Consider the following 25,813-nt stretch of genomic DNA (forward strand, 5'->3'; position numbering starts at 1 on the left):
TCCGAAAGTGATATGTCACACTTCACAACGATCAAGGTTCAGATCAAAAACGGCGAACTGCTGCATCAAGTGTTGGAAGAGTTGGGTTATCAAGTAGAGTGCAATGTGCAGGTGCGGGGTTATCATGGCGAGAAAACTAATGCCGAGTACGTGATTCGGCAGTCCAACGGTTACGATTTGGGTTTTCGGCGCAGCGGAGAGGATTATGAATTGGTGGCGGATTTTTGGGGCGCTCGCATTAACCAGCAGGATTTTGTTAATTCAATCAGTCAGAAATACGCGCGCAAAAGTTTGATGGCGGCGGTGGAGTCTGAGGGTTTTAATGTGGAAGAAGAGGAAACTTTGGCGGATGGAACGGTGAGGGTTGTTGTGGGTAGATGGGTTTAAGAATCGCTCTTTCTGAACTCGTTTTTATATACTCAGGACTTACGCAGAATCGGATTCAAAATCAGATTTCTTCGTAAGTCTTAGTACCAAGAATAGAATTACCATGAAATTCGATCGCCCTGAACAACAAATTCAAAAGAGTTGGGAAGCTAATGCTGACGCATGGACGCGGGCGATCGAGCAAAATTCGATCGAAAGTCGCCGCGCAGCAACGGATGAGGCTATTCTACAAGCTGTGCTGCGCTACGGGCATCGGCGAGTGCTGGATGTCGGATGCGGTGAAGGTTGGCTGGGGCGCGCCTTAGCAAAGCACGGTGTAGAGGTGGTTGGAGTTGATGCTTCCCGTGGTTTGATCGATCGCGCTCGTGAGAAAAGCAGCGGTTGTTTTCGGGCGATCGGCTACGATGACATTATTGCCGATCCGCTGATACTCGGTCAATCCTACGATGGGATTGTCTGCAATTTTTCGCTACTTGGTGAGGAAATTGGAGATTTATTGCGATCGTTACGCCAAGCCACAGTCTCAGACGGACATTTGTTAATCCAGACAGTTCATCCATTCACAGCGTGTCAGCCACAGCCCTATGTTGATGGATGGAAAATCGAGACTTTCGACAACTTCGGCGGAGTTTTTCGAGAGCCGATGCCGTGGTATTTTCGCACAGTTAGTTCCTGGTTTCAACAAGTATCGAAATCCGGCTGGAGAGTGTGCGAATTCCAGGAACCGATACATCCACAGACGAAGATTCCTCTTTCCATGCTACTAATTTGTCAGTCACCAGACGATTGAAATCGCTTCTACAGGAACAACCAAGTCGGCGAAACGCGAGACTGAAGAGAGGTAATAGAAGGAGATTTGGTATGGGTGCATCTCAATGCAAGCAAATATGTTTGTAGGGGCGAAGCATGACCGCAGTCAATATAAAATTATAACTAATAACTTATATGCGGTCATGCTTCGCCCTCTTCAAAAGTGAGATGCACCCTTTGGTATAATGTGATGGCGAAGGTCGGTGATGTCGATCGATGCTATATAATTAGAGCAAACACGTAAACAAATATTACGAAAAAAATTACTTACCCATGAACATTACAGAACTCAAGACAGCAGTAAGGGAACTTCCACAAAATGAACTCGCAGAGTTTTTTGAATGGCTTGAAGAGTTCCAAGAATCTCTTTGGGATCGGCAAATCGAAGAGGATTTGAAAGCAGGCAAATTTGACCCCTTGATTCGACAAGCAGAACAAGCATTTAGTGAAGGAAAGTGTAGGGAGATTTGAAGCATTTTACATGGAACCTAGTCAGTCACAATCCCCCCAAATCATTACGATTTACAAAGCACCTCAAAAACGCAAAGGTCAGAAATTACTGAAAGAGGGATTTCAACCAGTCGATTTTCCCTACAATCCTCCTTATGTCGATGGAAATTGCTATTTTGCCGGCCCCAACGATCGAAGTATTGCAGAAGAGTATAATCAAAGCTATAAAGAAGGGATACTGGAGGTTTCAATTGATCGGTCAAGTTATGAGCAGTATTTCAAGTCGCTGGAATATCGCTATGATGAAAAAGACGGTTACGAGCGAATTGAGGTAATTGTACCTCAACGCTTGTTTGCCATACTCAACCAATTTCCACGAGTCCTCAAACCACAGTGAATATTATGGATAGTCAAAGCTGGGAACAAATTAAATTAAAGTACAGATTGGGGCAGTTTTTGCTGGGTAAAGTTGAATATCATGCTCCCTTTGGAGTGTTTGTTAATATTGGTGAAGATGGTGTCAAAGGTTTGATTAAAATTCCAGACTTTTTGGATGAGGGAGAGATGAGTGAAGAGATGTATCCTGAAATCGGTAGTGCGATCGGGGCTATTGTTGTCGGATATAACGAGGGTAATTGTGGTGAAGTATATCTTAGTGCGAAGCCTAGTGTTTTGCATGAAATTCTTGTGCCGCTGAGAAGTCGTCCGGTGCTGGTTTGAAATCATGGCGAAACTTTTATTGCAGGGATTTGCGATCGTTTCCGGCAAGCGCGCGAGAGTAAACAAGGCTATACTAATTGAAATGCTTGTATTATAGCTGTATTCAATTGCTGCATTTGCTGACTTCCTAACTCGCCCAATCGTCTCACTATTAATCTCTGTTCAAGGCTGACAATCCGAGTCACTCTAACTTTAGAAGATACTCTTAATCCCGTGCTAGAAAATTCGGGATATGAAGCATTTAAAGCAAATTCATCTAAACTTAGGCTAGTGACATTTTGCGAAGAAATGAAGCAGATAGTAATTTCATCTATGGTTTAACTTGCCCACAGCACTAAAGCCGGACGTAACTTTTTCTGACTCAAATCTGTAAAGGGAAATTCAGCTAAAACAATATCTCCTTTTTTTAGCTTCACTAAATTGGCTCTCCATCTTCAAGGTTGTAAATATCAGGTTCATCGTGCAGGAATTGAAATGCTCCACCGGTTTGGGCTAACTGGGCTATTTCCGCAGTAGAAGGATAGGGGATGTTATTAAATAGTTTTGCTTTGATTAGCAATTGCTCTTCTTCAGAGAGTGTCTGGATGATTTGTACCAAGGATTCAATGAGTTTTGTGTTCATAGCTGAAAATATATGAGGATATTTTATTTTACTTCAACAAGGCAACCTTCGATTGCTTCACAAAGGTTTTGCAACAATTCCTCGAAGGTTTCTCCCTCAGTTGCACAGCCAGGAATAGCAGGAACTTCTGCCCAAAATCCGCCTTCTTCTGCTTCGTGGATGATAATTTTTATTTTCAATTGATTCTCCAATTCGGTTTCTGGGAAGTATGCAAAGGCTAAGAAACCGGGTTTCTTACAAAATTTGGGTTGGGTGGCTAAATATCTCGGAAGAAACCCGGTTTCTGGGAATTATGCACAACGCCTGAAATATCTCCTTTTTTAGTTTCACTTTAGTAAAATTCGCACAGGGCGCAGAATTTATTCCTCCAAGTCCACCTGTTTAACCTGCTCTAAAGGTAGATCTAGCGCTTCGGCAATTTGCTCATCGCTTAAGCCAAACTGCCGTAATTTATCTATTGTTTCAATCTTAGTTTGATTTTTGCTTTCATCCTGCAAGTCGGGATTTTCCGGCTGACTTTTATCTGGCGTAGGAATTGTTTGTTCGGAACCCATGTTTACACAGCCGATTATATTATTATTGCTATTAAAGCTTCGAGCACCCAAAGAAATATTTAGAGCACCTTGCCGTTCTACGACTGATTTAAGATTTTTTTTATCAACTTCTTCATCAAAGACATCAGATAACATTTGCAAAAGCTCGTAACCTACATCCTTAGCATGACCCGCTGAACAACCACAATTTTCTGCAATGTCATCATACTTTTGACGCTTCAGCGTTCCTTCAATAATTCCGCGCTGCAAGTCATTTAAATTTTTGCCTGTCTTGGCGTAGACAGCATCATCTATAAATTGAAGTATTTCTTGAAGGCGCATCATCCGGGATGTGGGAGGACAGTGGTTATTATAGCCGACTTTATCCGTCTCGATCCGTCTTTTTCCGTAGTTTACAATAATTTAAGAAAAATCCGTCTTTTTCCGCTTTTAATTTTTGTGCGATCGGTTTAGTATCAGTAAAGCAGACACAAGCATCTTACTAGAGTGTTTATTAACAGGCGCGTAGTTGTGCCTCAGAGCTGAAAAGGGTGTCGTCACATAGCATCAAACATCAATTTTATAGGTATAATAAATGGCAACACCAAACCTCTTGGGAAGTAATCAGAGCATCGCTTTAGAACGAAATCAAGTTATTACTATAACCCAAAGAACAGTTCGTTTTTCAAATACTGTTTATCAAACTCACAATATAACAAGTTTTAGTGAAGGAGCGGTCGATATTGGAACGATTCCTTGGTCGATAATTGTCAGTATTTTTTTTGCTTCATTGATAGCTGGTATAGGTAACAGTGCACTAGGTGGTTTGTTGGTATTGGTTGCAATTGGAGGTGTAGTTTGGAACTGGAAAAAGCCCAAATACCACGGTCTATTAATTACTCTAAATTCAGGTGACAAAACGCTATTTGTTACGGATGAACTAGCAAAACTCAAACAGATAGTTTTAGGCATATATGATTTTATAGAAAAAGAAAAAAACAACGTATCTTATGAAATATGTATCAACAATAGTGAAGTAAAAGGTAACTTAATACAGGGAAATGTCGGTGGTAATACTTCGTATCTTTCTGGTAATTGAGCTAACATAACACTAAAAGTAAACATTAGCAATTGAGGATGCTAGCAGTTATGGAACGTAAATCTGTAGACATGAATAATAGTAGTTTTCAGGGCAACTTGGTTCAAGGAAACGTCGATGGAAATGTAGAGTATAAACCCGTATCCGAGAGTAAAGTAGTGTCACAAACTTCTTATAATAATCATGGTCAGGTTGGGGCTATGGGTGAGAATGCCAGCTCTGACAACAACTCTTTTGTCCAACAATCAGAACAGAAACAAACTCTTGCGGCTTCAGCAAAAGAAATTCAACAACTGCTCAAACAATTAGAGGTAAGTAATCCCACCGCTACTGATGCGGAAAAGATTGCTCACGTTAATGATGAAACTACCCCCAGTTTCAAGCGTCGTGCGGTTGGTGCATTGCAGGCTGGTGGTGAAGCTGCGATCGAAGAGTTTTTAGACAATCCTTATGTCAATGTCGGGAAGGCGATCGTTAAAGGTTGGATAAAACCATAATAGATTGTGGTGTGCGAAGAGCGATCGCCCTTACTCAAAAAAACAAAGGGCGATCGCCTTTATTATTCGTCGCTCATCACCCTCGAATCACGTTGACGACAAACCTTTTCCTACAATCTCTCGGATTTCTGTAACAAATTCTGCTGGAGTTTGAATCATTAACCCGCTTTGTGCAGCAACTTCGGACGTAAAATCTTTGGTATTTAAGCTCAACAGGCGATCGACATTTGCCAGAACAGCCGCTGCTAAAATCGGGGTATCTTTAGCTTCAATAATAGCCGCCCACCGCGATGATTCTTCGAGGGATGGATCAGGTTGAATTTCGGGGTTGATAGTAGCTAGCAACTCTGTAAAAATTGGCAGAGATGCAGGTATTTTTTTGCGTATATTCCGATCGCATTCCTTCAAAACTTGGTCAGATATAACCAACTTTAAAAGACCTATTTCAGCCATTGTCAGCACAGCACGACTAGCTCCCGTTCGCGATCCGCATCCGGCAATTAACACGCTGGAGTCTGCAAATATCCTACGCATCAAGACTGTTTCTCCTGCCAAATCGCCTCTCTCTCCGCTTCTAAACCCGCCAATAAATCAGTCAAACCCACATTTTCATTTTCCATAATCGTTGCAATCCGATCGATTAGTTGGGGAACTTGAGGTTGTTTGGGAGCAAGCACAATCAAATTACCTATTTGGAGTAGCACCAGCATATCTCCCCGATCGACCTTGAGAGCATCTTGTAATAACTGGGGAATGGTAATTTCCCCTCCCTGTCCCAGAACAATAGGGAATTGTTGAATCTCTACATCCGTTTCTTGTGAAGTTATTGTCACGACTTTAACCTCAGCCTTTAGTGTTAAGTTTCTAAGACTCTTTATTATAGCAATTTTTGGGCATTTTTTGTCAAACTCCCCTAGAAGTTGCAATTACTACGTTGACCTGCTACCGTTAACATAGACGCATCGTAGGAAAACAACCGATGACACTAACAGAATTACTCCCTACCATTAGACAACTATCTGCGATCGACAAACGAGAGTTAATCCGCATTCTAATGGCGGAAGAGGATATCAGTGACGAACAGGTGTGGAAGGCTCAATTTGAAGCTACAACAGACGCTCAGTGGGATAGTCTAGCTGAGATAGTACGTCAGGAAATCGCTGCTGGTGACATTATTTTTAGCGATCGCTAAGCCACTCCAAAGCCCGTGTACTCGCGCACATAGGTTGCTTGAAATCCCAAGATAATATCCTCCTTTGCCACACCCATTGCCACCAACTCGTGCGCCACTCGCATCTCCGTTGTATTCTGCTGCAACCAAATCTTGCCATCCTTAATATCTAAATGCAGCACGCATCCATACACCCGCCGATGTCCATCCCAACCAACATTCGTCACTTGATAATGATCCCGCTGCGTATCAAAAATTATTTGCGATTCGATCGCACCATTGGAGATCGGAGTTGCCACATATTCAGTCAATAATGCTTGAATCGACTGACGATAATGCTCTAGCTTATCCATTGTACAATCACCTCATTCACTGGATCGTAGACAATGCGGTTAACTTGATGCCGCTCTACCGAAATTTGCAAAAACTCCCGCTGAAAAAAAGCTTCGTGCACCGCAACAGGAACTGCTAAATAAAGCTTGCGATCGGGTTCCTTAAGTTCTAATGCAAGCCGATAATTCAGAAACTGTCCTAATGCCGCATGATAATCCGTAATCGGGGAGTCACCCAAAAATGTTTTAATTTCAACGGCGATTTTTTCTCCTGCCCGTTGTGCTGCGAGTAAACGCTCTGCACCCAAATCAATCTCAAACTTTGCTCAACCGGTTTCTAGCCTCAGCGGATCGTCGGTAATCACCCAATTTTCCTTCTGAAGGGCAAGCTTAACGGCTTCATGAAAGCGATCGCGTGCTGCCATTGTTCCCTTTTGTAACTTTTAACTTTATTGTACTTCCAATCGCATCTATCTGGAAAAGCCCGATCGCCCTTCTGACTCTCAAGAGTGAGGATAGCTCATTATCTTCTCCTACGGGCGATCGCACCCGTCAAGTTCGTAGGCACAAGCTAAGGAAGTAGCCATCGCACCGATGATACAATCGAGACAGCCGTCGCGATTCCCGTTTCCCACCATGACATTCATCAACCCCAAAACCGATTACGCCTTCAAAAAAATCTTCGGTTCTTCAGATAACAAAGGCATACTCATCAGCTTTCTCAACGCCATGATTTACGATGGCAATCCTACCATAGAAGACTTAGAAATTATTAATCCCAATTTGCCCCCAAAAATCACAGGGTTAAAAGATACTTACTTAGATGTGAAAGCCCGACTTGCCGATGGTACTCTCGTCATTATTGAAATGCAGGTATTAAATGTAGAGTTTTTCGGAAAGAGAGTTTTATACAACGCTGCAAAAACCTATGTTTCTCAATTACAGAAAGGACAAGGCTACGGAATGCTGCAACCTGTGATTGCACTGACACTGACTGATTTTGAGATGTTTGAAAATAGCGATCGGGTAATTTCTAGATTTGTTTACAAAGAAGAAACGACTAATCTGAGATATACCGATAATAACATGAAGCTAGTGTTTGTCGAACTCCCGAAATTTACCAAAGATTTGTCACAGTTAGAAACCCTGGTGGATAAATGGATTTATTTCATAAAATATGCTAATACGCTGACACAAATCCCAGAAACAATGGATGTCATTCCAGAGATTCATCAAGCCTTTGATATAGCAAATCAAGTTAATTTAAATCCTGACGAGCTGGACGCTATCGAACGGCAAGAAATGTTTATTTATGACCAACAAGGAGTTATAATCTATGCTGAAAAACAAGCTCGAAAAGAAGCTAAAAAAGAAGCAACACTCGCGATCGCACGGCAGTTACTCGATCGCCTAGATGACGCAACCATAGCCCAAATAACCGGACTCAGCGTTCAGGATGTGCAGAATTTGCGATCGGAAGTTTGATGCGTCGAAAACCCGACATGACATTGTTCGCGTCCAATCTCTTAGTCCGCGCAGGCGGACTTCGTTTGTGTAGAAGCGGTTTCAACCGCCGAATAATAAACTACCTCAAAAACAACTTATAAGCCGGATTCTGACTCTCATCCCCATACTGATAGCCCAGCGTATCCAAAAAAGCCTGCCACTCCTTCATCTCATCTGGTGGTACCTGAATTCCCACCACAATTCGCCCGTAATCTGCGCCGTTATTCCGATAGTGAAAAACGCTGATATTCCAATTAGGACTCATCGAACCCACAAACTTCATCAACGCACCCGGACGTTCGGGAAATTCAAAGCGATAAAATAACTCATGATCCGCCAGCATCGAACGGCCACCCACCATATGTCGCAAGTGCAATTTCGTTAATTCATCATCAGTTAAATCCAAAGTTTTAAAGCCGCAATCTTCAAAACTCGCTGCTATTTTTACCGCATCGGCACGATTTTGAATCTGGACACCGATAAAAATATGCGCTGCTTTTTCATCCGCAATTCGATAGCTAAATTCAGTTAGATTGCGCTTACCCAAACATTCGCAAAACCTGCGGAGACTTCCCGGTTGTTCGGGAATTGTGACTGCAAAAATCGCTTCCCGACGTTCGCCAAACTCCGCTCTTTCTGCTACAAAACGCAGGCGATCGAAATTCATGTTCGCGCCGCAAGCAACCGCAATTAATGTTTCTCCTGCGACTTGTTCCCGTTCCACGTAAGCCTTCGCACCTGCGATCGCCAAAGCGCCAGCAGGTTCTAAGATCGATCGCGTATCCTCAAAAACATCCTTAATCGCCGCACAAATATCATCCGTATCCACCAAAATAATCTCATCCACATACTCCTGACAAAGCCGAAAAGTTTCCTCGCCAACTTCCCGCACCGCAACGCCGTCAGCAAATAAACCCACCTGCGACAACCGCACCCGTTTACCCGCTTTCAGCGATTGATTCATCGCGTCGGAATCCACCGGTTCCACACCAATAATCTTAATTTCCGGGCGCAATCGCTTGATATAAGCCGCAATTCCCGAAATCAATCCACCGCCGCCAATTGCTACAAAAATCGCGTGAATCGGTTTTTGATGTTGCCGCAGAATTTCCATGCCGATCGTACCCTGTCCCGCAATCACGTGCGGATCGTCAAAAGGGTGAATAAAAGTCATGCCTTTTTCGACCTCTAATTGGCGCGCAAAAGCGTAGGCATCATCGTAGGTATCCCCATGCAAAATCACCTCTCCACCGCGGGCTATCACCGCATTAACCTTCACCTGCGGCGTCGTTACGGGCATGACGATAATCGCGCGAGTTCCCAGGTGGCGGGCAGCGAGGGCGACTCCTTGGGCGTGATTGCCGGCGGAAGCTGCGATCGCACCTTGTGCTAGCAAATCCGGCGACAGTTGCGCCATTTTGTTGTACGCGCCCCGCAGTTTGAAGGAGAAAACAGACTGCATATCTTCGCGTTTCAGCAGCAGTTTATTGTTGAGCCGCGTTGATAGATTGGGGGCTACTTCTAGGGGGGATTCTTGAGCAACATCGTAGACGCGGGCGGTGAGGATTTGTACGAGGTAATCGCAAAGCATGGGGTTAGGATTTGGTAGATGCGGGATGGTGGGATTATTGTACGGTATTTGTGCGTTAGCGCAGCCCTCGAAGAGGAGCGCTCTTGTTGGGATTTTGTGGCGATAGAGCGCGCTTCACAGTAACGAAAATTTTAGTCAACTTTGTTTGATTTAGTTACATAAATAGTCAATCCTATTCTGGCATCCAGATCGAACTTTAAGCCTACTTCTGCTTCCGAGGTTATTTCCAGGCGATCGTGAGAAATATCGTTGAGCTGAATGCTCTCAATTGTAGCAGAGTAGCAGTACGATAATTCATCATTAACTAAAACTAGAAAAACACATTCTCCTACAGTTAATGTAACTTCCTTAACTTTTGCTACGCCTGCTTGCGGTTTTTTGAACCACTCAGTAAGTTTTCCAATTTCCCTTACCAATCCTCGATCGCTCTGGCGTAAAATTATATTGTAGGTCACTAAATCGGCAAGTGATTTGCATAAAGCCTCAACAAAATCACTTAAGTCCAACAGTTCTTGAGTCCCCAATATCTCGTCTACCGAGCCGTGTGCAGCTTCATTCCGATAATCAACCAGTTGTTTGAGTTCTCCTTCAGCCGTGTTTTGACTGTCGCGAACTTCTTCAACAAAATATTTAATTTCTTTGTGGTTAGTTACCCATTTCCATGGGTCATCAATTCCAGCATTTCTTAAGACTGTTTCTAGCACTTCCTTGCGTAAATTTTGCTCGTGCAATAGAAAAGCATCAGGAAGTAGCTCGTATTTTCCAGTGTCAGTAATGCCGCAGGATAATCCTTGCACTACTTTCTCAACTGAAAGATGTTGAAACCTATTCTTTTTGATGTCAATCAACAAACGCCCTATACCCTCTCGGTGGGTATTTTGGATTTTTTCTTCCAAGTCTGAATAGCGCGGAACCAAATCCGGCAGAAGTCGCAGCCAATCCGAAATTAAATCCTCAACGAAGCGCTCGTAAATAGCATACAATCTAGTTACCACAGCAGAGCGATCGTAAATTTCCCACTCCTTTTCGGTAGAGATTACCTCCATTAATGCGGTAAATTCAGGATTTTCTTCCAACTTCTGTTTATTTAAACTGTCTCGAAATACGATGCTTCTAAGTCGATGATTAGTCTTGATTATGGCACGAACGGTTGAAATTTTGACACTAGCTTTCTCGATCATCTCCTCAAACATCGCAAGTTACTCTCCGATAACTTGTGAAAGCATTTCGTCAAATATTCCGAGCCGCTCTTGAATCTCTGCTTTAGTTGTTCCACCTCCTGTCAAAAAACGAGCTTCCGGTTTGTTAAAGAGGTTTTTTGTTTCTTCAATAACTCGATTTTGCAATTTTTTAGAAAAAAACTTCTGGGCATCAGGTAACCGCTTGCTAAAACCAAGCATAGTCACATCATAATAGGAGCGATTGGATTGTTGAGACCAAGTTTGAGATTGAGGATCGAACGGCTTAAATAAATACTTTCCGTAAACTTTATGTGCTAGTTTAAGAGTTTCTATAAAATTATCTTCCAGAAATTTTATATCGAAGTTGGTAAGTTTCCAAGTTTTTGTCATATATAAATCTAAAAAATCGGGCATTTCCAGTTGATAATGTTCTATATTCCTTAGGGCAAAAAAACGCAAAACTAATTCAGCATCTTCCATGTTTTCATAAATACTGTTTTTCTCTAACTCCCCGCTGTTATTATCTGTCGGAATTCCCCAAGCTTCAGCAAATATGGGATGGCGCGCTAATTTTAGCAACAGTTCATTGAACTTTCCAGCATACAAAATGTTTCTCATTTCCTGTTGGCTGAAGTTTAATCTGCCAGTATTTAGACGTTCAAAAGTTTTCTGTTTGAGGAACTTGTCTGCTTCAGGATTAGAGGTTAATTCGGCAAGAATTGCTATTGATGATATGGAGCGTCGATCGATATTAGCTCTAATTTTTAGAGGAAGTCGGTTATAAGTATGTCCGTTTAATTCAGGCAAAATTTCCAGCCCTGTCAGTTTGAGCTTGTTTTCATAAAACTCTTGAATAGCAGAGATTCGTTGCTGACCATCCAAGACTTCATAAGGCTTGAAATCTTGTTTGTACAGAATTATTGAGGGTACGGGAATATTGAGAATAAATGACTCTATCAATCGGGATTTCATCGTCGAATTCCAACGACCCCTTCTTTGGTAAAACGATCGCATTTCTATATAATTAGAAAGCTTTAATGATTCAACAAACCGGGGAAGCTTTTCACGGTTGATTTCGGTAACGATTGGTGTTTCTTTGAAGTCGTAGCGCTGGTGGATATCGCGATCGAATCTGCCACGATCTGGTGTGTTTTGTGGCAAACTCTTCCACATCTTTTTTTCAAATGGTGCGAGCTGCATTTCCGTAGTCTCCCTAAGCACAACTTGTTAATAATTATAGCATTTCACGATCGGCAGATCGACTTAAATCTATCAAACTTGCGATCGTCAATTATTTGAAATCCCCGACTTCTTCAAGAACTCAGGGATACACAGCCACAAAACCCGAAGCTTCCAACCCTGCATATCTCTAATCTGGACGTGCAAAACCCGTTCGAGGGTCACTAATAAACAAACCCAGAACTAACGAATCCATCACCGTATCCCAGACAGAAGTCAAACGTTCAGCATCATCAACCCAGTAATCAAAAGTAATCAAACACTGAACATTAGAACCCAATCCGATACAGATTCTCGAATAAGCTTCCCGCTGTTCGGGAGGGTCGATAAACTTAAATTGGGTCCAAACAACCCGAGCAGTTTGCCGCTTCAATTGGATAATATCCCCAGGATCGATCGGATTTCTGGTATCATCTTCAACTATTTTCTGTAATAGCGGCACCAGCGGAAATTCTCCCCAATTACCAGGAGGTAACAAATTAAACGAAACCTCCAAACAACAATCATCATCCGGCGGTTTCTTATCCGTAAACCGGAACGACTTTGTATCCGGTTCAAAATGCCAATCTTGAGGAACATCAAAGCGGACTGCACCTCTTCCAGCGACAAAGATGCGAGTTCCAGGCTTTGACTTCCAATTGTGGTCTTCTTTAAGCTCTAGAGTTTCCTTGAGCCATTCTTGCTTTTTGCGCTTAGACATAAACAGAACACCAAATTACTGCTAATGTGTAGTTTGAGACTTGGCAAACACATTTTAACTCTATTTTGCTCACCCTTTGCTCAAATATCACAATCCTTACAAAAATTATAAATCCATCTCTTCTCTCTCCGCGTTCTCTGCGCCTCTGCGTTAAAAAAATCTTTCACAAATTCCTAATTTTTATTTTTAACTTGAGGAATCACATATCTAATACCGCCTTTATTTCCATCCGCATCGCCCCTGTAGCGGGGGATAACATGAATCGCAGCGTGACTGCGACTTTGACCCGCATCTTTATTAATATTGATACCCACATTAAAACCATCAGGCTGAAAATCTTTAATTAACATCTCTTGCACCTTATTCGCCATAAACCAGCAAGCCGATTGCTCTCGAAACGGCAATTCAAAATAATTTGCAGTGTGACGTTTGGGAACAATTAAAACATGACCTTGGCTGGCAGGATAACCGTCAAAAATTGCATATGCTGTCGCTGATTCTGTCAGTAAAGTTAGGTTTTTGTACGGATTGCAGAATATGCAGTTATTAGTTGAATTTCTTTGATGGTTGTAATGCACGTATTCGTAGATTTCGCAAGACTCATTTAAGAGAGACGACTTAAAAGGAAGTTTGACAATGCACTGATAGGTAGGTTTTTTGTGGACGTAGTGTTCTCGAAAACCTTCTTTTTTGATATCCCTTCTCACGGCAAAATATGCTTTACCTCCGGGTTTTAACAGGTGTGAGACTTCCATCAGCACATTCGCTTGTTCTTCGGGAAACAAGACATTTAAAACATAAAAGCAAATGATAGTGTCGAATTTATGTTCGGGAAATTCAGGAAAATAATAAGAGTCGTAACCTGCAATATCAAAGCCTTTTTGCTGCAACAATTTAACATCGCTACCGAAGCCGCACCCAAAATCTAAAACTTTACCTTGAAGCAAGTTTTGCTCTAATAAAAATCTTGCCGGAAATGACAGATAAATTCTTTCAATTGCTGTGAGGTGGCTGAATTTATTTTGTTGCTTCTTCATGGCGACATAAATTTGATTTAAATCGATATTCTTCAGTCCGCGGAGGCGGACTTTGTTTGTGTAGAAGCGATTTCAATCGCCGAATCTTATCTTAATAACAATTGTACCATTATTGCAGTTTGGCGATCGCCCCTTTCGCCACCAAAACCTTACCAGTCACCAAATCCCGCACCGTAGCCAACAACACCCGCTTCTCATCCACCTCAAAACTCACCGAAACCCTGTCAATCCCCAACACCCCAGGCGGATTCAAATGCGCCACACAAACCTGCTGGTGGTGGCTTTCCAAAGAACGAAAATCGCTGTGTTTGTTGAGCAAACTGCTCGTCATTTGCCCTTTTTCGTTAAAAGTAACCTCCGCTTGCGACACCTCCGCAACTTCTCCAATATCTAACCGAATTTCCCTTTGACCTTCAATGGCAACTTGCAGCGTCAACTCTTCGGAACTTTCACAAGGATACTTCATTTCTTTGCTAAAAATCGGCGAATAAGTATAAGCTTTAGCATAAGGTTCCCAGAGTCGAATTGCATAGCTGTGGCGCAAATAATCGTCAACACTCGCCAATTGTGTCAAGGCTAAAGCGCCGTGGGCTACAGCTTCAAAAGGCTTATCTGTTTTGACTTTTTGTCGCCCAAAATAGGAAACCACTAAATTAGATACAGCCGGAATCATAGAAGTTCCTCCTACCAGCAAAACCTGTTCGATATCTGCTTTACCGATACCTTTTCCCAGCGCAATGCTCAACACTTCATCTAAAGCTTCCCGCAACTGTTCCAACAACTGCCTAGATTCCAGGATTTCTTCAAGCTGATCTCGGTTTAGCACCAAGTCATAGGACATAAAATTCTCATCGTCAAACCAACTTTCCTTCGCCTCATTAACTTGAGAAACTTGAATCTTTAACTTTTCCGCTATCTCCAATAAATTTTGCCAGCCCACGCCACCAACTTCGGCCCGCGACGAACCAATTTGCCGCAAATAATCTTCAACAATCCAGATGTCAATATCTTCACCGCCGACATAAGCATCGGATTTTGCCAAAACTTCGGCGCGCACCCCCCCCAGCCCCCCCTTGCTAAGGGGGGGAGCAAGATTTGTCCCCCCCTTGCTAAGGGGGGGAGCAAGATTTGTCTCCCCTTTACTAAGGGGGGGAGCAAGATTTGTCCCCCCCTTGCTAAGGGGGGGAGCAAGATTTGTCTCCCCTTTGCTAAGGGGGGGAGCAAGATTTGTCTCCCCTTTGCTAAGGGAAGGATCGAAATTTCTCCCCCCCTTTATAAGGGGGGGTAAGGGGGGGGTAACAGCAGTGCGAACCAAACTTAAGTCTAAAGTACCGCCGCCAAAATCGACTACTAAAACCAAAGAACCGGGGCGTTGTACGGCATATCCCAGAGCCGCGGCGGTGGATTCATCTATTAGCTGAACTTCCTCAACTCCGAGAGATTCTGCTAAGTCGCGAAACCAATCAAGATATCGCTCAAATGCTCCGACTGGTACTGTAAAAATTAATTTATCTGGTTGTATGTTTTGCTGATATAATTGTTTCCATATAGTTCTGATAAATTGTTCAGCTACTGATTCCGGCGTGTAGCTTTCACCGTCTATATTGCGGGCCGGGGGCTGATAATCGGCAGCCAAGTCGCGTTTAAAAGCTTTGAAAAAGCGATCGGGCTGGGATTGTCCTAAACGCTGCGATCGCACTTTTTCTCCCAATACCAACTCTCCCGCATTTTTCACAAACACTAAAGTCGGAACTACAGGTATTTCTAGGGCATCTGGGTTCGATTTTTTGGTCTTAAAAATGCGGGACATTTCGCCAAATCTCAAAGTTTCTGGTGTTTGCGTATCCGGGTTGAGAATGCAAACAACCGTGTTGCTGGTACCGAAGTCTATTGCAACTGTAGTCATGTCTATTTTAGATTTTCAATTTAATTTGTTATTCCCGGTGGAAGGCTGCGACTAACTTTAGCTGGAGCAAGAATTTGCTCTCCATCTCGATAGCCGACAAACCGAATATAAACTAACTCTCCTTCTGTTATATCTTCAACATCCGGCTGGTGCAACTGCGGATTGTAAGTCACTTGTTCCCAAGCTGAACCAATTGTTTCAAAATCCCAACTTGACAAGAGATTTTCTAGGGGCGTAAACAAAGCCGAGAGATTTTTGGCGGGCATATTCGGCTTGGCTTCTGCCATTTTGCGGGCGCTGGGATAGTTGGTTAACAAAGTTTGCAACTGTTCAAAGGTGGCGCGGCGAAAATCGGTAGTTAGTTGAGTTTTTTGTTGCTGCAATTCTTCGCGCAGCCGGAAACACTGCTGTTTCAATTCTTCGATTTCGCTGGGATTCGTGGTGATTGCAGCCGATACGGGCAGTGCGCTTAAAGTGCGATCGAATTCCTGGAAATTCAAATTTAGCACAGTTGCCAGCCGCCGCAGTTGGTCTAGCGTGAGTTTTCCCACGTCTCCCTGTCGCACTAAGCGCACCCCGAAGCGACTTAAGCCTGCTTTTTCGCCTAAGTCTTGCCAATCGACGATATCTAGCTGATTCATGCGTTCCCGGAGGATTGTATCGTACTTAAAGTCGATCGCATCTCCGGCCTCGGATGCAGCATAAAGGTACACTAAAATTAGAAAAATGCCCCCGACAGCTAGCGCGATACCGAAGGCAGGCCCTGTTGTTATATCAACTGTTGCACCGAGGAGATAGAACATTGTTAATTTTTCTAAACTTGTTTTAAAGTCTGAGTTTGTTCGGCGGTCAAATTTTCTTCGCCTTCATAGTATTCTGGCAACAACTCTTGAGATTCTACTTGGCCCAGGGCTTTTTCAACTCCGGCAGTGGTTTCGGTGCAACTCGAACCGGTGGCGTTGAGGACGGTTTCGGTAATTTTGCCGTCTTTGCCGATGCGGTATTCTATTTGGCGGTACTCTGCCATAGTTCCTCTTGGTTTAATGCTTGACGGTTGAGTTTTGACTGTTGAGTTATATTATAGATTCTGTTTACCGATTATTCAAATGAATTTTTGTAGCGACAATGCAACCGGGGTTTCGCCGGAAATTATGGCAGCGATTGCAGCGGCTAATTGCGGTGCTGCGATGTCTTACGGAGATGATGAATATACGCAGCGTTTGCAAGTTAAATTCTCGGATTTGTTCGAGACATCGGTGACGGTTTTTCCTGTAGCCACCGGTTCTGCTGCTAATGCTTTGGCCCTGGCGGTGATGACTCCTGCTTACGGGGCTGTTTACTGTCACGCCCAATCTCATATTAATCTGGATGAATGCGGCGCGCCGGAGTTTTTTACGGGCGGTGCAAAGTTAGTGACAGTAACAGGAAATCATGCTAAGATAGAGGCAGAGACTTTAGGTGAAATAGTCGATCGCGCTGGTGCAGGAGTAGTCCACCACGTACAGCCCGCCGCCGTCAGCATCACGCAAGCCACAGAAGCCGGCACAGTATACCATCCAGCGGAAATTGCCCAGATTTCGGAAGTTGTGCGCCGCCACAATTTGCACCTACATATGGATGGAGCTCGCTTTGCTAACGCTGTGGCGAGTTTGGGCTGTGCTCCTGCCGATATCACTTGGCGCACAGGCGTGGATATCCTCTCATTTGGAGCGACAAAAAACGGCGCAATGGCTGCGGAAGCTGTGGTATTTTTCAATCAAGAATTAGCAAAGACTTTCCCATTTTACCGCAAGCGCAGCGGGCATCTGTTCTCAAAGATGCGGTTTTTGTCGGCGCAGTTGGAAGCATATATAACGGATGATTTGTGGCTAAAAAATGCGACTCACGCCAATAAGATGGCAGCTAAATTAGCCGAAGGTTTGGCCGGAGTTGAGAAAGTCAAGTTTTGCCATCCCGTCGAAGCTAACGAGATTTTTGTGCAGCTTCCCGAATCTGTAATTGCAGCGGTTTTAGCTGAGGGTTTTCTGTTTTATCGGTGGGATAACTCTACTATTAGACTGGTAACAGCTTTTAATACTAAAGAAGAAGATGTTAATGCTTTCGTGGAAGCTGTTAAACGCTATTCTGTATAAATTTTAAATTGTAAGAGCGGGTTTATTGAACCTTTTCGTGATGATAAATCTTTCTGTGAATACGCCCTTACAGATTTTTATAATTCGGTAGGGGCGGGTTCGCAAACATCTTTAATACCCACAAAAAATTTAGGTAAACCCGCCCCCACACAACCAATAACCCACATCAACGTTAATTTCTATCAAATACTAAAAATGTAGATTTAGATTTATCGTTGGGTGGGGGCGGGTTTTTGAGATTGTTGTTTGTTGGATGAGATTTTTGGCGAACCCGCCCCTACGGTTTGATGCAGAAAATGTAGATGTAAATTTACCGCTGGGTGGGGCAGGTTTTTGAGATTTTCGGTTTTTGGCTGGGATTTTTGGTGAAGTAGACGCCTAGAGTTTAATCGATTCATGAATAGGTTCTGCAACTGCTGCTAATTCGGGTTCCTCTGCTTCGAGGTGCGATTCCAAAAGCGCCAGATTTCTCATGTTTGACTTATAAAAAGCATCGAAAATATCTCCGACTAAAGGCACTGAGCCAATAACAGCTTCCAAACTAATATTGTAAATCATTTTGCCTAGAGTTTTGGGCGGAATGTTGAATTGAGTTGCCAAATAAATTAAGTAGGCAGAAAACGCAGTATCTACTATATCCCCAGCACCGGGAACTAAACCGATAATGGGATCTAAACCAATGCGAAATTTAGTACCGGGTATGCCAATGGCGGTATCCATCAGGCGGCTGAGTTTGCGGATGCGGTTGAGGGTGGCGAGACGCTCTATTTTGTTCATATTATTATTGTTGGACTAGCTGGAAAAAACGACATCAGTCGGAAGACGGAAAAAATATCGCCCTGACAGGTTCGTAGTGAGGACTTCAGTCCTCTTCAAATCAGAGAGGACTGAAGTCCTCACTACAAACTTTATAAGGGTTATTTTATGATATAGTCGGCGACGATCGCAAATTGGGAATTAGCTACGCTTCAATAAACTTAACTATAGTTAAGATGCTTAATTCCCCATTCGTGCATCGAATCAATAATCGGTTTAAGACTTTCGCCCAAAGGTGTGAGCGAATATTCAACTTTCGGCGGAACTTGCAGGTAAATTTCCCGATGAACAATCCCATCTGACTCCATCTCCCGCAACTGCTGCGTCAGCATCTTCTGAGTAATGCCGTTGACAGCTCGTTGCAGCTCATTAAAACGCTTCACTCCTTGAAATAGCTCCCGCAGAATTAAGACTTTCCAGCGCCCGCCAATCACCTCTAAAGTTCTTTCTACCGGGCAATTTGCGCGCTCAATAGTTCCTTCTTTAGCTTGCATAGTATCTTTTTGGTAACTACCGCACTTTTAAGTGCGTACTTCCCATAATAGCTTGACTTGGTTTAAAGTAGAAACATCCGATCAATACCCGAAGTCATTCCCACATCTAAAATCTAAAATCGAAGGAGGATTGAGAAAATGATTGCAGTCAGAAAAAGTGAAGCAAGAGGACACGCTAATCATGGTTGGCTGGACAGTTACCACACATTTTCTTTTGCCAATTATTACGATCGCAATTATATGAATTTTCGGTCGTTGCGGGTAATCAATGAGGATGTCGTTAACCCCGGCAAAGGTTTCGGCACTCACGGGCACAGCGACATGGAAATCATTACCTATGTACTGGAAGGAGCGTTAGAACACAAAGACAGTTTAGGTACCGGCGCAGTAATCAAACCCGGTGAAGTACAGCGGATGAGTGCAGGTACGGGCATCCAACACAGCGAGTTCAATCCCTCACAAACTGACCCAGTTCATTTGCTGCAAATCTGGCTGTTGCCCGATACAAATGGCTTAGAGCCGAGTTACGAACAGCGGGATTTTCCCGTAGTAGAAAGGCGCGGGAAACTGCGCTTAGTTGCGGCGCGAGATGCGAGAGATGGTGCAGTAAAAGTGCATCAAGATGTCGATTTGTATGCAGCAGTTTTGGATAAAAACTCGCGGGTTTCTCATGTTTTGCAGCCAAATCGCCATGCTTGGATACAAGTTGCTCGCGGTGCTGTTTTGCTCAACGGCTTGACTTTAGAAAAGGGTGACGGTGCGGCGGTTAGTGATGAGGCTGAGTTGGTAATTGAAGCGACAGAAGATGCGGAGTTTTTGCTCTTCGATCTAGCATAAAATTTAAGGCGAAATCCCCGAATTATTAGAAAAATCGGGGATTTGAGCCACTCGGCGGTTCAAACCGATCCTACACAAACAAAGTCCCTCTCTAAGAGACTAAGAAATTAATTAGCCATCCAAGATTTTGTCCCAAAAATACCTGCGATAAGTTCGGGAATGCCAAAATCAACATCTAAGCTTTCCCAGTGTACGCTGCTACCGGAAGGCGGCAGCCAAACATCAGCAAGTTGTTCTGGTGAAGCACTTTCTAAGCCTTGTGCAAGCCTCGGAGGAAAACAGAAAATAGCACCGTTTTTGAGTTTGATAACAATTAAATCTTCCGACTGATTGTAATGCACGGATTCGGCACGCGGCTTTATAGCCTCAGCGGTTTTCCATGTTTGCTTGGCTTGGGCTATTCGATCTCGGAGATTTTCCTCTGTTAACTCTTTGTTCCAGTTTCTATATACCATTATAAGTCAAGTTGTAGGGTGCGTCAGTACGAAGTTGAGAGGCTTGTTTGAAATTGCATAAACTGACGCACCTGCTAGCTGTAAGGTGCGTCAGTTCTTAAACTCTCAATTATCCACTAAAAACTCTAACTGACGCACCCTACTAACCTTACATTCTCATTTTGTGTAAAAATATGTTACAAAGCGGAAAACCCATCCGTCCGTTGATAGTTGTAGGGTGCGTCAGTACGAAGTTGAGAGGCTTGTTTGAAATTGCATAAACTGACGCACCCCCTAGCTGTAAGGTGCGTCAGTTCTTAAACTCTCAATTATCCACTAAAAACTCTAGCTGACGCACCCTACTAACCCTTACTTGCAAACACCCTTCCATTCCCAACCACCAACGCGCCACAAACCGGAAAACTAATCCGTCTGTTGATATGTGGGTATGTTAAATTGACACAATCATGAACTACAGCAGAACAATTCCGGCTATTTTGAGTGCTACGATCGCCCTAAGTGCGATCGCCCTCATCCCACTCACCTCACCTCCAATCGCCCTAGCCTTAACCGCCGACGCAGTTAAAACCGTCGCCAAACAAATCACGGTACGGATCCAAGGCACAAAAGGCGGTTCCGGAGTAATTTTAGAAAAACAAGGTAGCACGTACTATATACTCACCAACTGGCACGTAGTCGATAAACCTGGCGATTACGAGGTTGTAACTCCCGACGGTCAAGCTCACTCTGTATCATACGGCCTGGTGCGGCGAATGCCCGGTGCGGATATCGCGATCGTCACCATCAGCAGCCCTCAAAGCTACCCCCTCGCCCAATTAGCTAATTCCCCAGCAACTCCCGGAAAAAGAGCCTATGTGGCTGGCTGGCCAATATCCGGCGGTTCCCTGAGACAACCGATTTTCATCGCTACCGAAGGTCAATTTACCGGCCGCCAAACTCCATTAAATGGCTATACTTTGGTATACAACAACTTAGTTAGGGCGGGAATGAGCGGCGGCCCAGTGCTTGACGATGCGGGAAAAGTTGTCGCAATTAACGGCATTGTCAGGTTAGAGGACAATTCGGATAAAATCGTGGCAGCGGGAGTAGAAATCAGTAATATCATGAAATGGCGATCGACTATTTCGCTACCAGTCCTTCCCCAATCGCCAACAGCCGCAAATCCGAAAACTGCTGTCAATAATCCGCCTCAGAAGCCCGGAAGTGCGATCGCCTTTGCAGCCACAAATACCCTCAAAGGGCCTTCAGAAGTTGTCAGTTCGCTTGCTCTAGCTTCCACTGCTTTTACCACAGGAAATAGTAACGGCACAATCTCTGTTTGGAACTTCCCCAGCGGGCAATTAAAAACTACGCTGCAAGGACACGCGGAAGCGGTAAACGCCCTGGCATCGAGTGCGGATGGAAACGTGTTAGCTAGCGGCAGTGACGACAAAACTGTAAAAATTTGGAATTTAGAAACAGGCGCGGTTGTCCGCACTTTGAGCGGGCATTCTGGCGCTGTTTCGAGTGTTGCCGTCAGTCCAGACGCTCAATTTGTCGCGAGCGGCAGTTGGGACAAAACGATTAAGATTTGGAATGCGAAAACAGGGGCATTGCTGCGGACTTTAACCGGGCATTCTGGATTAGTGAATGCTGTTGCAATTAGTCCCGATCGCCAAACTTTAGCTAGTGGCAGCAAAGATGGTTCAATTAGGTTGTGGAATTTAACTACAGGTGCAGCAATTCGCACGATTGGCGGCAAGAACTTGTCTGTTTTGTCCCTCGCTTTTACTCCCGATGGCAAAACTTTGGCGGCCGGCAACAGCAACGGTACTGTCGGGTTGTGGAATGTCGGAAACGGTCAATTAATTCGGCGTTTGAGCGGACATACCGATGGAGTTTGGTCGCTGGCAATCAGTCGGGATGGGAGTATACTGGTTACTGGGAGTTGGGATAAGAGTGTAAAACTGTGGGATGTGCGATCGGGTCAATTGAGAGGTAATTTGAGCGGACATTCTGGCTATGTTACTGCTGTAGGAATTAGCGCAGATGCTAAGACTATTGTGAGTGCGGGTTGGTTGGGGGAAATTAAGATTTGGAAAAGAAGTTAAGATTTTTTTTAATTAACCGCACAGTGGGGAGTGAATCGGCTATTCAAGCGAGGTAACGGAGGCATCTCAATGAATGCAAATCTCTTCAAAAATGTCTCAAATGAAAAACCTTGTAGTAAAAATTCCAAAAAAACATGAGGTAATTAAAATCACACCAGCACACCAGCAATCAATATAATCCCACTTAAAAGCGGTGGCAGAAATTATTCACCTAAATATAGATGCAATGGAACTAAAAAGTTTTGAAAGTCTAGAAAAATCTGTACAGCAGGCAATATTATAAAAGTCAGACCAGTAATAGGCAAGTTTTCTTTTCAGCAGAATCAGAAATTAAGGAGCGCAAATTAAATAATTTACACAAGTTTGTGGGATGGCCTCTTCCGCCCGTCCAGAAAGGACGGACGGGCGGGACGCCCATCCCACAAGAGCAATAAAGATTGTAAGTTATTTAATTCTCATTCCTTAGCCCGAGCATGGAAAAATGCGATCTATTAATCAGTGCCAATGAATCTTATCAAATGGCAGAAAAAGATGCGAGAAACTGGGAGCATCTCAGTTTGGCAAAAAGCATTTTTTTATTATAGTGCTGTCTCCGCTCGCGTATTCTACTCGCGAGCGGGGACAGCACTATAAATGCCAAACTGAGATGCTCCCGAGAAACTTTCCTTGGAATCAAAGTTTCTCATAATACGTTACATAGGTTGGTAAAACGACAATACTTTGAATTACCCACGTGACTCACAAGGAATTTAAGAAATTATGGGGGGTCAGTAAACCGATCAAAAGAAGCAGTAAATATTTGGATAAGGCTTGTTTATTTACTTTCAACGGCTCTGAACACAGCAATCCTTCTGACTCTAATGCTACGATAGCTTCATATAAACCTGAATCCGTTACAATATATCAAACTCAATATTACTGTCAACTGGACAGAGGTAATGTCAATAGCCGATCGCGCGCGCAGTTTCGGTGCGACTGGGATTAAGCGTTACGGCTTAAAGCTTTCAGGGTTCAGCCAATACAACAGAAGAGCTTTCAAGAATGCTATGGTTGGGCGGACACTTGCACTCTACTGCACTCAACACCAAAACCACGATCGCGATCGCCCTTGAATTTGCATTCAGCACAATGTTCAGGCATACTGCATAATTAAAAAGCTTTATTTTTAGTCCACAAACCCCCAACCATGAGAACTTACTACTGCGGCGAACTGCGAAGCGAACACATCGGACAAACTGTCACCCTCTACGGATGGGTGGATCGCCGCCGCGATCATGGCGGGGTGATTTTTCTCGATTTGCGCGATAGATCGGGCTTAGTGCAAATTGTCAGCGATCCCCAACGCACCCCAGATTCCTATCACGGGGCTGAGGCTTTGCGCGGCGAATACGTGGTGAAAATTACAGGTAGAGTCACCAGCCGCCCCGCAGATTCCCTCAACCCTAAATTGCCTACGGGTGAAGTAGAAATTTACGCTGATGAGATTGAGTTGTTGAATGCGGTTCGCAAACAGTTACCGTTTCAGGTTTCGACGGCGGATAATGAAAGCGTGCGCGAAGATTTGCGCTTGAAATATCGCTATTTGGACTTGCGGCGCGATCGTATGAGTCGAAATTTGCAGCTTCGTCACCAGGTGATCAAAGCTATGCGTCGCCACCTCGAAGACGTTGGCGGTTTTATTGAAGTTGAAACACCGATTTTAACGCGATCGACTCCCGAAGGTGCGAGAGATTATTTGGTTCCCAGTCGCGTCAATTTGGGCGAATGGTATGCTTTGCCGCAGTCGCCACAATTGTTCAAACAATTGCTGATGGTTTCGGGTTTAGACAGATATTATCAAATTGCCCGCTGCTTCCGCGATGAAGATTTGCGCGCTGACAGACAGCCGGAATTTACGCAATTGGACATGGAAATGAGTTTCATGTCTGTGGAAGAAATCCTCGAATTAAATGAAGGTTTAGTCTGCAATATTTTCCAAAGTGTGAAAGGCGTGGAATTGCCTCGTCCTTTCCCGCGTTTGACTTACGCCGAAGCGATGGATCGTTATGGTAGCGATAAACCAGATACTCGCTTCGGTATGGAATTAGTCGATGTTTCCGATTTGATGAAAGATTCGGGATTTAAGGTGTTTTCCGGTGCGGTTGCTGCGGGCGGAATTGTGAAAATTTTGCCAATTCCGGGCGGGAATGATGCGATTTCTAATGTGCGAATTAAGCCGGGTGGCGATTTGTTTAAGGAAGCCAGCGAAGCCGGGGCTAAGGGATTAGCTTATATCCGGGTGCGGGAGAATGGCGAAATTGATACGATCGGCGCAATTAAGGATAATTTAACAGAGGCTCAAAAACAGGAATTGCTCGATCGCACTGGTGCACAACCAGGTCATTTGTTGTTATTTGCAGCAGCCGATGTCACAACTGTCAATAAGACTTTGGATAGATTGCGTTTGTGCATCGGTAACGAATTGGGATTGATTGACAAAGACAAGATGAATTTGCTGTGGGTGACAGAGTTTCCGATGTTTGAATGGAACGCTGATGAGAAGCGTTTGGAAGCATTGCACCACCCATTTACAGCCCCGCATCCCGATGATATTGACGATCTGAAGACTGCGAGAGCTCAAGCTTACGATTTGGTGTTAAACGGCACAGAAGTCGGTGGTGGTTCTCTGCGGATTTACCAGCGGGATGTTCAGGAAAGGGTGTTTGAGGCGATCGGCTTATCGACTGAGGAAGCTTACAATAAGTTTGGCTTTTTGTTGGATGCGTTTGAGTATGGAACTCCTCCCCACGGCGGAATTGCCTATGGTGTCGATCGCCTGGTAATGTTGTTGGCTGGCGAGGAGTCGATTCGGGATGTGATTGCGTTTCCGAAGACGCAGCAAGCGCGTTGTATTTTGGCAAATGCGCCGTCTGGTGTGGATGAGAAGCAGATGAAGGAGTTGCAAGTGCGATCGACTTATGTACCGAAGACATAGGTATGTAAAACACCTTCAATGAATAGTGGATGGGTGGCGAGAAACCGGGTTTTTTCCAGAATACTCGTCACACCTCCCAGAAACTGCGAAAAACCCGGTTTCTTTGATTTGTGGGTAGTCAGAAATCGGGTTTTTTCCGAGAATACTTCGTTGTCATTAAACTAAAAACGTTATAATTATCATAATCAAAAATAGGTAAAAACTATTCGTTTCCCAAGTTACGGATCGACAAAT

The 25,813-nt window shown here is 43.9% G+C and carries 32 protein-coding genes and 1 pseudogene; 14 read left to right on the forward strand and 19 right to left on the reverse strand.

The window, feature by feature from the left end:
• Positions 1 to 12 precede the first annotated feature (12 nt).
• The 5 genes from JGK36_RS10630 to JGK36_RS10650 all read left to right on the forward strand — a co-directional run bounded on the left by JGK36_RS10630 (position 13) and on the right by JGK36_RS10650 (position 2,367).
• Entirely contained in the window at positions 13 to 387 is a 375-nt protein-coding gene (locus JGK36_RS10630) for a DUF1257 domain-containing protein (protein ID WP_293177300.1), read from the forward strand.
• Positions 388 to 490: 103 nt separating this feature from the next.
• Complete coding sequence (locus JGK36_RS10635; RefSeq protein ID WP_293196851.1) at positions 491 to 1,177, forward strand: class I SAM-dependent methyltransferase; 687 nt, start codon at positions 491 to 493, stop codon at positions 1,175 to 1,177.
• Between the two features lie 293 nt (positions 1,178 to 1,470).
• Entirely contained in the window at positions 1,471 to 1,668 is a 198-nt protein-coding gene (locus tag JGK36_RS10640) for a hypothetical protein (RefSeq protein WP_293177295.1), read from the forward strand.
• A 10-nt stretch (positions 1,669 to 1,678) separates the two neighbouring features.
• Positions 1,679 to 2,044, forward strand: a complete 366-nt coding sequence (locus JGK36_RS10645) for a hypothetical protein (protein ID WP_293196852.1) — start codon at positions 1,679 to 1,681, stop codon at positions 2,042 to 2,044.
• A gap of 5 nt (positions 2,045 to 2,049) precedes the next feature.
• Positions 2,050 to 2,367: an RNA-binding protein gene (locus tag JGK36_RS10650; protein WP_293177289.1), complete on the forward strand. Its 318-nt coding sequence runs from the start codon at positions 2,050 to 2,052 to the stop codon at positions 2,365 to 2,367.
• Positions 2,368 to 2,435: 68 nt separating this feature from the next.
• On the opposite strand, the gene JGK36_RS33835 is transcribed toward JGK36_RS10650, so the two are convergent.
• The 4 genes from JGK36_RS33835 to JGK36_RS10665 all read right to left on the reverse strand — a co-directional run bounded on the left by JGK36_RS33835 (position 2,436) and on the right by JGK36_RS10665 (position 3,867).
• Positions 2,436 to 2,681: a type II toxin-antitoxin system PemK/MazF family toxin gene (locus tag JGK36_RS33835; protein WP_363319222.1), complete on the reverse strand. Its 246-nt coding sequence runs from the start codon at positions 2,679 to 2,681 to the stop codon at positions 2,436 to 2,438.
• A gap of 101 nt (positions 2,682 to 2,782) precedes the next feature.
• Positions 2,783 to 2,989 carry a hypothetical protein gene (locus JGK36_RS10655; RefSeq protein ID WP_293196853.1) on the reverse strand — a complete coding sequence of 69 codons (207 nt, stop codon included), beginning with the start codon at positions 2,987 to 2,989 and terminating at the stop codon, positions 2,783 to 2,785.
• A 23-nt stretch (positions 2,990 to 3,012) separates the two neighbouring features.
• A complete protein-coding gene (locus JGK36_RS10660) occupies positions 3,013 to 3,168 on the reverse strand; it encodes a type II toxin-antitoxin system HicB family antitoxin (protein ID WP_293196854.1) in 156 nt (51 codons plus the stop codon).
• A 180-nt stretch (positions 3,169 to 3,348) separates the two neighbouring features.
• On the reverse strand, positions 3,349 to 3,867 hold the full coding sequence (locus JGK36_RS10665; protein ID WP_366516560.1) for a hypothetical protein: 519 nt from the start codon (positions 3,865 to 3,867) through the stop codon (positions 3,349 to 3,351).
• Positions 3,868 to 4,117: 250 nt separating this feature from the next.
• Between JGK36_RS10665 and JGK36_RS10670 the strand changes: the two genes are divergently transcribed.
• Complete coding sequence (locus JGK36_RS10670) at positions 4,118 to 4,621, forward strand: DUF6232 family protein (protein ID WP_293190445.1); 504 nt, start codon at positions 4,118 to 4,120, stop codon at positions 4,619 to 4,621.
• Positions 4,622 to 4,671: 50 nt separating this feature from the next.
• Positions 4,672 to 5,118 (forward strand): hypothetical protein, encoded by a 447-nt coding sequence (locus JGK36_RS10675; RefSeq protein WP_293196855.1) that lies wholly within the window; start codon positions 4,672 to 4,674, stop codon positions 5,116 to 5,118.
• 87 nt (positions 5,119 to 5,205) lie between these two features.
• Here the strand turns inward: JGK36_RS10675 and JGK36_RS10680 are convergent, their stop codons facing one another.
• Both JGK36_RS10680 and JGK36_RS10685 read right to left on the reverse strand, forming a co-directional pair.
• Positions 5,206 to 5,652: a PIN domain-containing protein gene (locus JGK36_RS10680; RefSeq protein WP_293196856.1), complete on the reverse strand. Its 447-nt coding sequence runs from the start codon at positions 5,650 to 5,652 to the stop codon at positions 5,206 to 5,208.
• Complete coding sequence (locus JGK36_RS10685) at positions 5,652 to 5,951, reverse strand: hypothetical protein (RefSeq protein WP_293190448.1); 300 nt, start codon at positions 5,949 to 5,951, stop codon at positions 5,652 to 5,654. Before JGK36_RS10685 ends, JGK36_RS10680 begins: the two co-directional genes overlap by 1 nt.
• A 146-nt stretch (positions 5,952 to 6,097) precedes the next feature.
• On the opposite strand from JGK36_RS10685, the gene JGK36_RS10690 reads away from it, so the two are divergent.
• Positions 6,098 to 6,310 (forward strand): hypothetical protein, encoded by a 213-nt coding sequence (locus tag JGK36_RS10690; RefSeq protein ID WP_293190449.1) that lies wholly within the window; start codon positions 6,098 to 6,100, stop codon positions 6,308 to 6,310.
• Here the strand turns inward: JGK36_RS10690 and JGK36_RS10695 are convergent.
• Positions 6,307 to 6,642: a XisI protein gene (locus JGK36_RS10695; RefSeq protein WP_293177271.1), complete on the reverse strand. Its 336-nt coding sequence runs from the start codon at positions 6,640 to 6,642 to the stop codon at positions 6,307 to 6,309. The genes JGK36_RS10690 and JGK36_RS10695 overlap by 4 nt on opposite strands.
• Positions 6,630 to 7,046, reverse strand: a pseudogene (locus JGK36_RS10700) (XisH family protein). The gene JGK36_RS10695 and the pseudogene JGK36_RS10700 overlap by 13 nt, the downstream one beginning before the upstream one ends.
• 211 nt (positions 7,047 to 7,257) lie before the next feature.
• On the opposite strand from JGK36_RS10700, the gene JGK36_RS10705 reads away from it, so the two are divergent.
• Positions 7,258 to 8,106, forward strand: a complete 849-nt coding sequence (locus tag JGK36_RS10705; protein ID WP_293190450.1) for an Rpn family recombination-promoting nuclease/putative transposase — start codon at positions 7,258 to 7,260, stop codon at positions 8,104 to 8,106.
• A 100-nt stretch (positions 8,107 to 8,206) separates the two neighbouring features.
• On the opposite strand, the gene ilvA is transcribed toward JGK36_RS10705, so the two are convergent.
• The 8 genes from ilvA to JGK36_RS10745 all read right to left on the reverse strand — a co-directional run bounded on the left by ilvA (position 8,207) and on the right by JGK36_RS10745 (position 16,808).
• On the reverse strand, positions 8,207 to 9,718 hold the full coding sequence (gene ilvA / locus JGK36_RS10710) for a threonine ammonia-lyase, biosynthetic (RefSeq protein ID WP_293177265.1): 1,512 nt from the start codon (positions 9,716 to 9,718) through the stop codon (positions 8,207 to 8,209).
• Between the two features lie 131 nt (positions 9,719 to 9,849).
• Positions 9,850 to 10,911: an MAE_28990/MAE_18760 family HEPN-like nuclease gene (locus JGK36_RS10715; protein ID WP_293196857.1), complete on the reverse strand. Its 1,062-nt coding sequence runs from the start codon at positions 10,909 to 10,911 to the stop codon at positions 9,850 to 9,852.
• A 6-nt stretch (positions 10,912 to 10,917) separates the two neighbouring features.
• On the reverse strand, positions 10,918 to 12,099 hold the full coding sequence (locus JGK36_RS10720; protein ID WP_293177263.1) for a DUF262 domain-containing protein: 1,182 nt from the start codon (positions 12,097 to 12,099) through the stop codon (positions 10,918 to 10,920).
• Between the two features lie 169 nt (positions 12,100 to 12,268).
• Positions 12,269 to 12,838: a hypothetical protein gene (locus JGK36_RS10725; protein ID WP_293177261.1), complete on the reverse strand. Its 570-nt coding sequence runs from the start codon at positions 12,836 to 12,838 to the stop codon at positions 12,269 to 12,271.
• A 173-nt stretch (positions 12,839 to 13,011) separates the two neighbouring features.
• Positions 13,012 to 13,875 (reverse strand): bifunctional class I SAM-dependent methyltransferase/HIT family protein, encoded by an 864-nt coding sequence (locus JGK36_RS10730; protein WP_293177259.1) that lies wholly within the window; start codon positions 13,873 to 13,875, stop codon positions 13,012 to 13,014.
• Between the two features lie 109 nt (positions 13,876 to 13,984).
• On the reverse strand, positions 13,985 to 15,781 hold the full coding sequence (locus tag JGK36_RS10735) for an Hsp70 family protein (RefSeq protein ID WP_293177257.1): 1,797 nt from the start codon (positions 15,779 to 15,781) through the stop codon (positions 13,985 to 13,987).
• A 20-nt stretch (positions 15,782 to 15,801) separates the two neighbouring features.
• Positions 15,802 to 16,584 (reverse strand): XRE family transcriptional regulator, encoded by a 783-nt coding sequence (locus JGK36_RS10740; protein WP_293177255.1) that lies wholly within the window; start codon positions 16,582 to 16,584, stop codon positions 15,802 to 15,804.
• Positions 16,585 to 16,595: 11 nt separating this feature from the next.
• Positions 16,596 to 16,808, reverse strand: a complete 213-nt coding sequence (locus JGK36_RS10745) for a DUF2997 domain-containing protein (protein WP_293177253.1) — start codon at positions 16,806 to 16,808, stop codon at positions 16,596 to 16,598.
• A 79-nt stretch (positions 16,809 to 16,887) separates the two neighbouring features.
• On the opposite strand from JGK36_RS10745, the gene JGK36_RS10750 reads away from it, so the two are divergent.
• The gene (locus JGK36_RS10750) at positions 16,888 to 17,913 is read left to right on the forward strand and encodes a low specificity L-threonine aldolase (RefSeq protein WP_293196858.1); all 1,026 of its coding nucleotides are present in this window, start codon (positions 16,888 to 16,890) and stop codon (positions 17,911 to 17,913) included.
• 378 nt (positions 17,914 to 18,291) lie between these two features.
• On the opposite strand, the gene JGK36_RS10755 is transcribed toward JGK36_RS10750, so the two are convergent.
• Both JGK36_RS10755 and JGK36_RS10760 read right to left on the reverse strand, forming a co-directional pair.
• Complete coding sequence (locus tag JGK36_RS10755; protein WP_293196859.1) at positions 18,292 to 18,690, reverse strand: DUF4112 domain-containing protein; 399 nt, start codon at positions 18,688 to 18,690, stop codon at positions 18,292 to 18,294.
• Positions 18,691 to 18,890: 200 nt separating this feature from the next.
• Positions 18,891 to 19,223 carry a helix-turn-helix domain-containing protein gene (locus tag JGK36_RS10760; protein WP_293196860.1) on the reverse strand — a complete coding sequence of 111 codons (333 nt, stop codon included), beginning with the start codon at positions 19,221 to 19,223 and terminating at the stop codon, positions 18,891 to 18,893.
• 138 nt (positions 19,224 to 19,361) lie between these two features.
• Here JGK36_RS10760 and JGK36_RS10765 point away from each other — a divergent pair, with 138 nt between their 5' ends.
• Positions 19,362 to 20,060, forward strand: coding sequence for a pirin family protein (locus JGK36_RS10765; RefSeq protein ID WP_293190457.1), 699 nt, complete (start codon positions 19,362 to 19,364; stop codon positions 20,058 to 20,060).
• A gap of 107 nt (positions 20,061 to 20,167) precedes the next feature.
• Here the strand turns inward: JGK36_RS10765 and JGK36_RS10770 are convergent, their stop codons facing one another.
• A complete protein-coding gene (locus JGK36_RS10770) occupies positions 20,168 to 20,515 on the reverse strand; it encodes a DUF2442 domain-containing protein (RefSeq protein WP_293196861.1) in 348 nt (115 codons plus the stop codon).
• Positions 20,516 to 20,961: 446 nt separating this feature from the next.
• Between JGK36_RS10770 and JGK36_RS10775 the strand changes: the two genes are divergently transcribed.
• The 3 genes from JGK36_RS10775 to aspS all read left to right on the forward strand — a co-directional run bounded on the left by JGK36_RS10775 (position 20,962) and on the right by aspS (position 25,579).
• Positions 20,962 to 22,605: a trypsin-like peptidase domain-containing protein gene (locus tag JGK36_RS10775; protein WP_293196862.1), complete on the forward strand. Its 1,644-nt coding sequence runs from the start codon at positions 20,962 to 20,964 to the stop codon at positions 22,603 to 22,605.
• A 938-nt stretch (positions 22,606 to 23,543) separates the two neighbouring features.
• Positions 23,544 to 23,717, forward strand: a complete 174-nt coding sequence (locus JGK36_RS10780) for a hypothetical protein (RefSeq protein ID WP_293177239.1) — start codon at positions 23,544 to 23,546, stop codon at positions 23,715 to 23,717.
• 74 nt (positions 23,718 to 23,791) lie between these two features.
• Positions 23,792 to 25,579 (forward strand): aspartate--tRNA ligase, encoded by a 1,788-nt coding sequence (gene aspS, locus JGK36_RS10785; RefSeq protein ID WP_293177237.1) that lies wholly within the window; start codon positions 23,792 to 23,794, stop codon positions 25,577 to 25,579.
• The last annotated feature ends 234 nt before the right edge of the window (positions 25,580 to 25,813 follow it).

It is taken from the genome of Microcoleus sp. PH2017_35_SFW_U_B, assembly GCF_020737865.1.
GTDB lineage: Bacteria > Cyanobacteriota > Cyanobacteriia > Cyanobacteriales > Microcoleaceae > Microcoleus.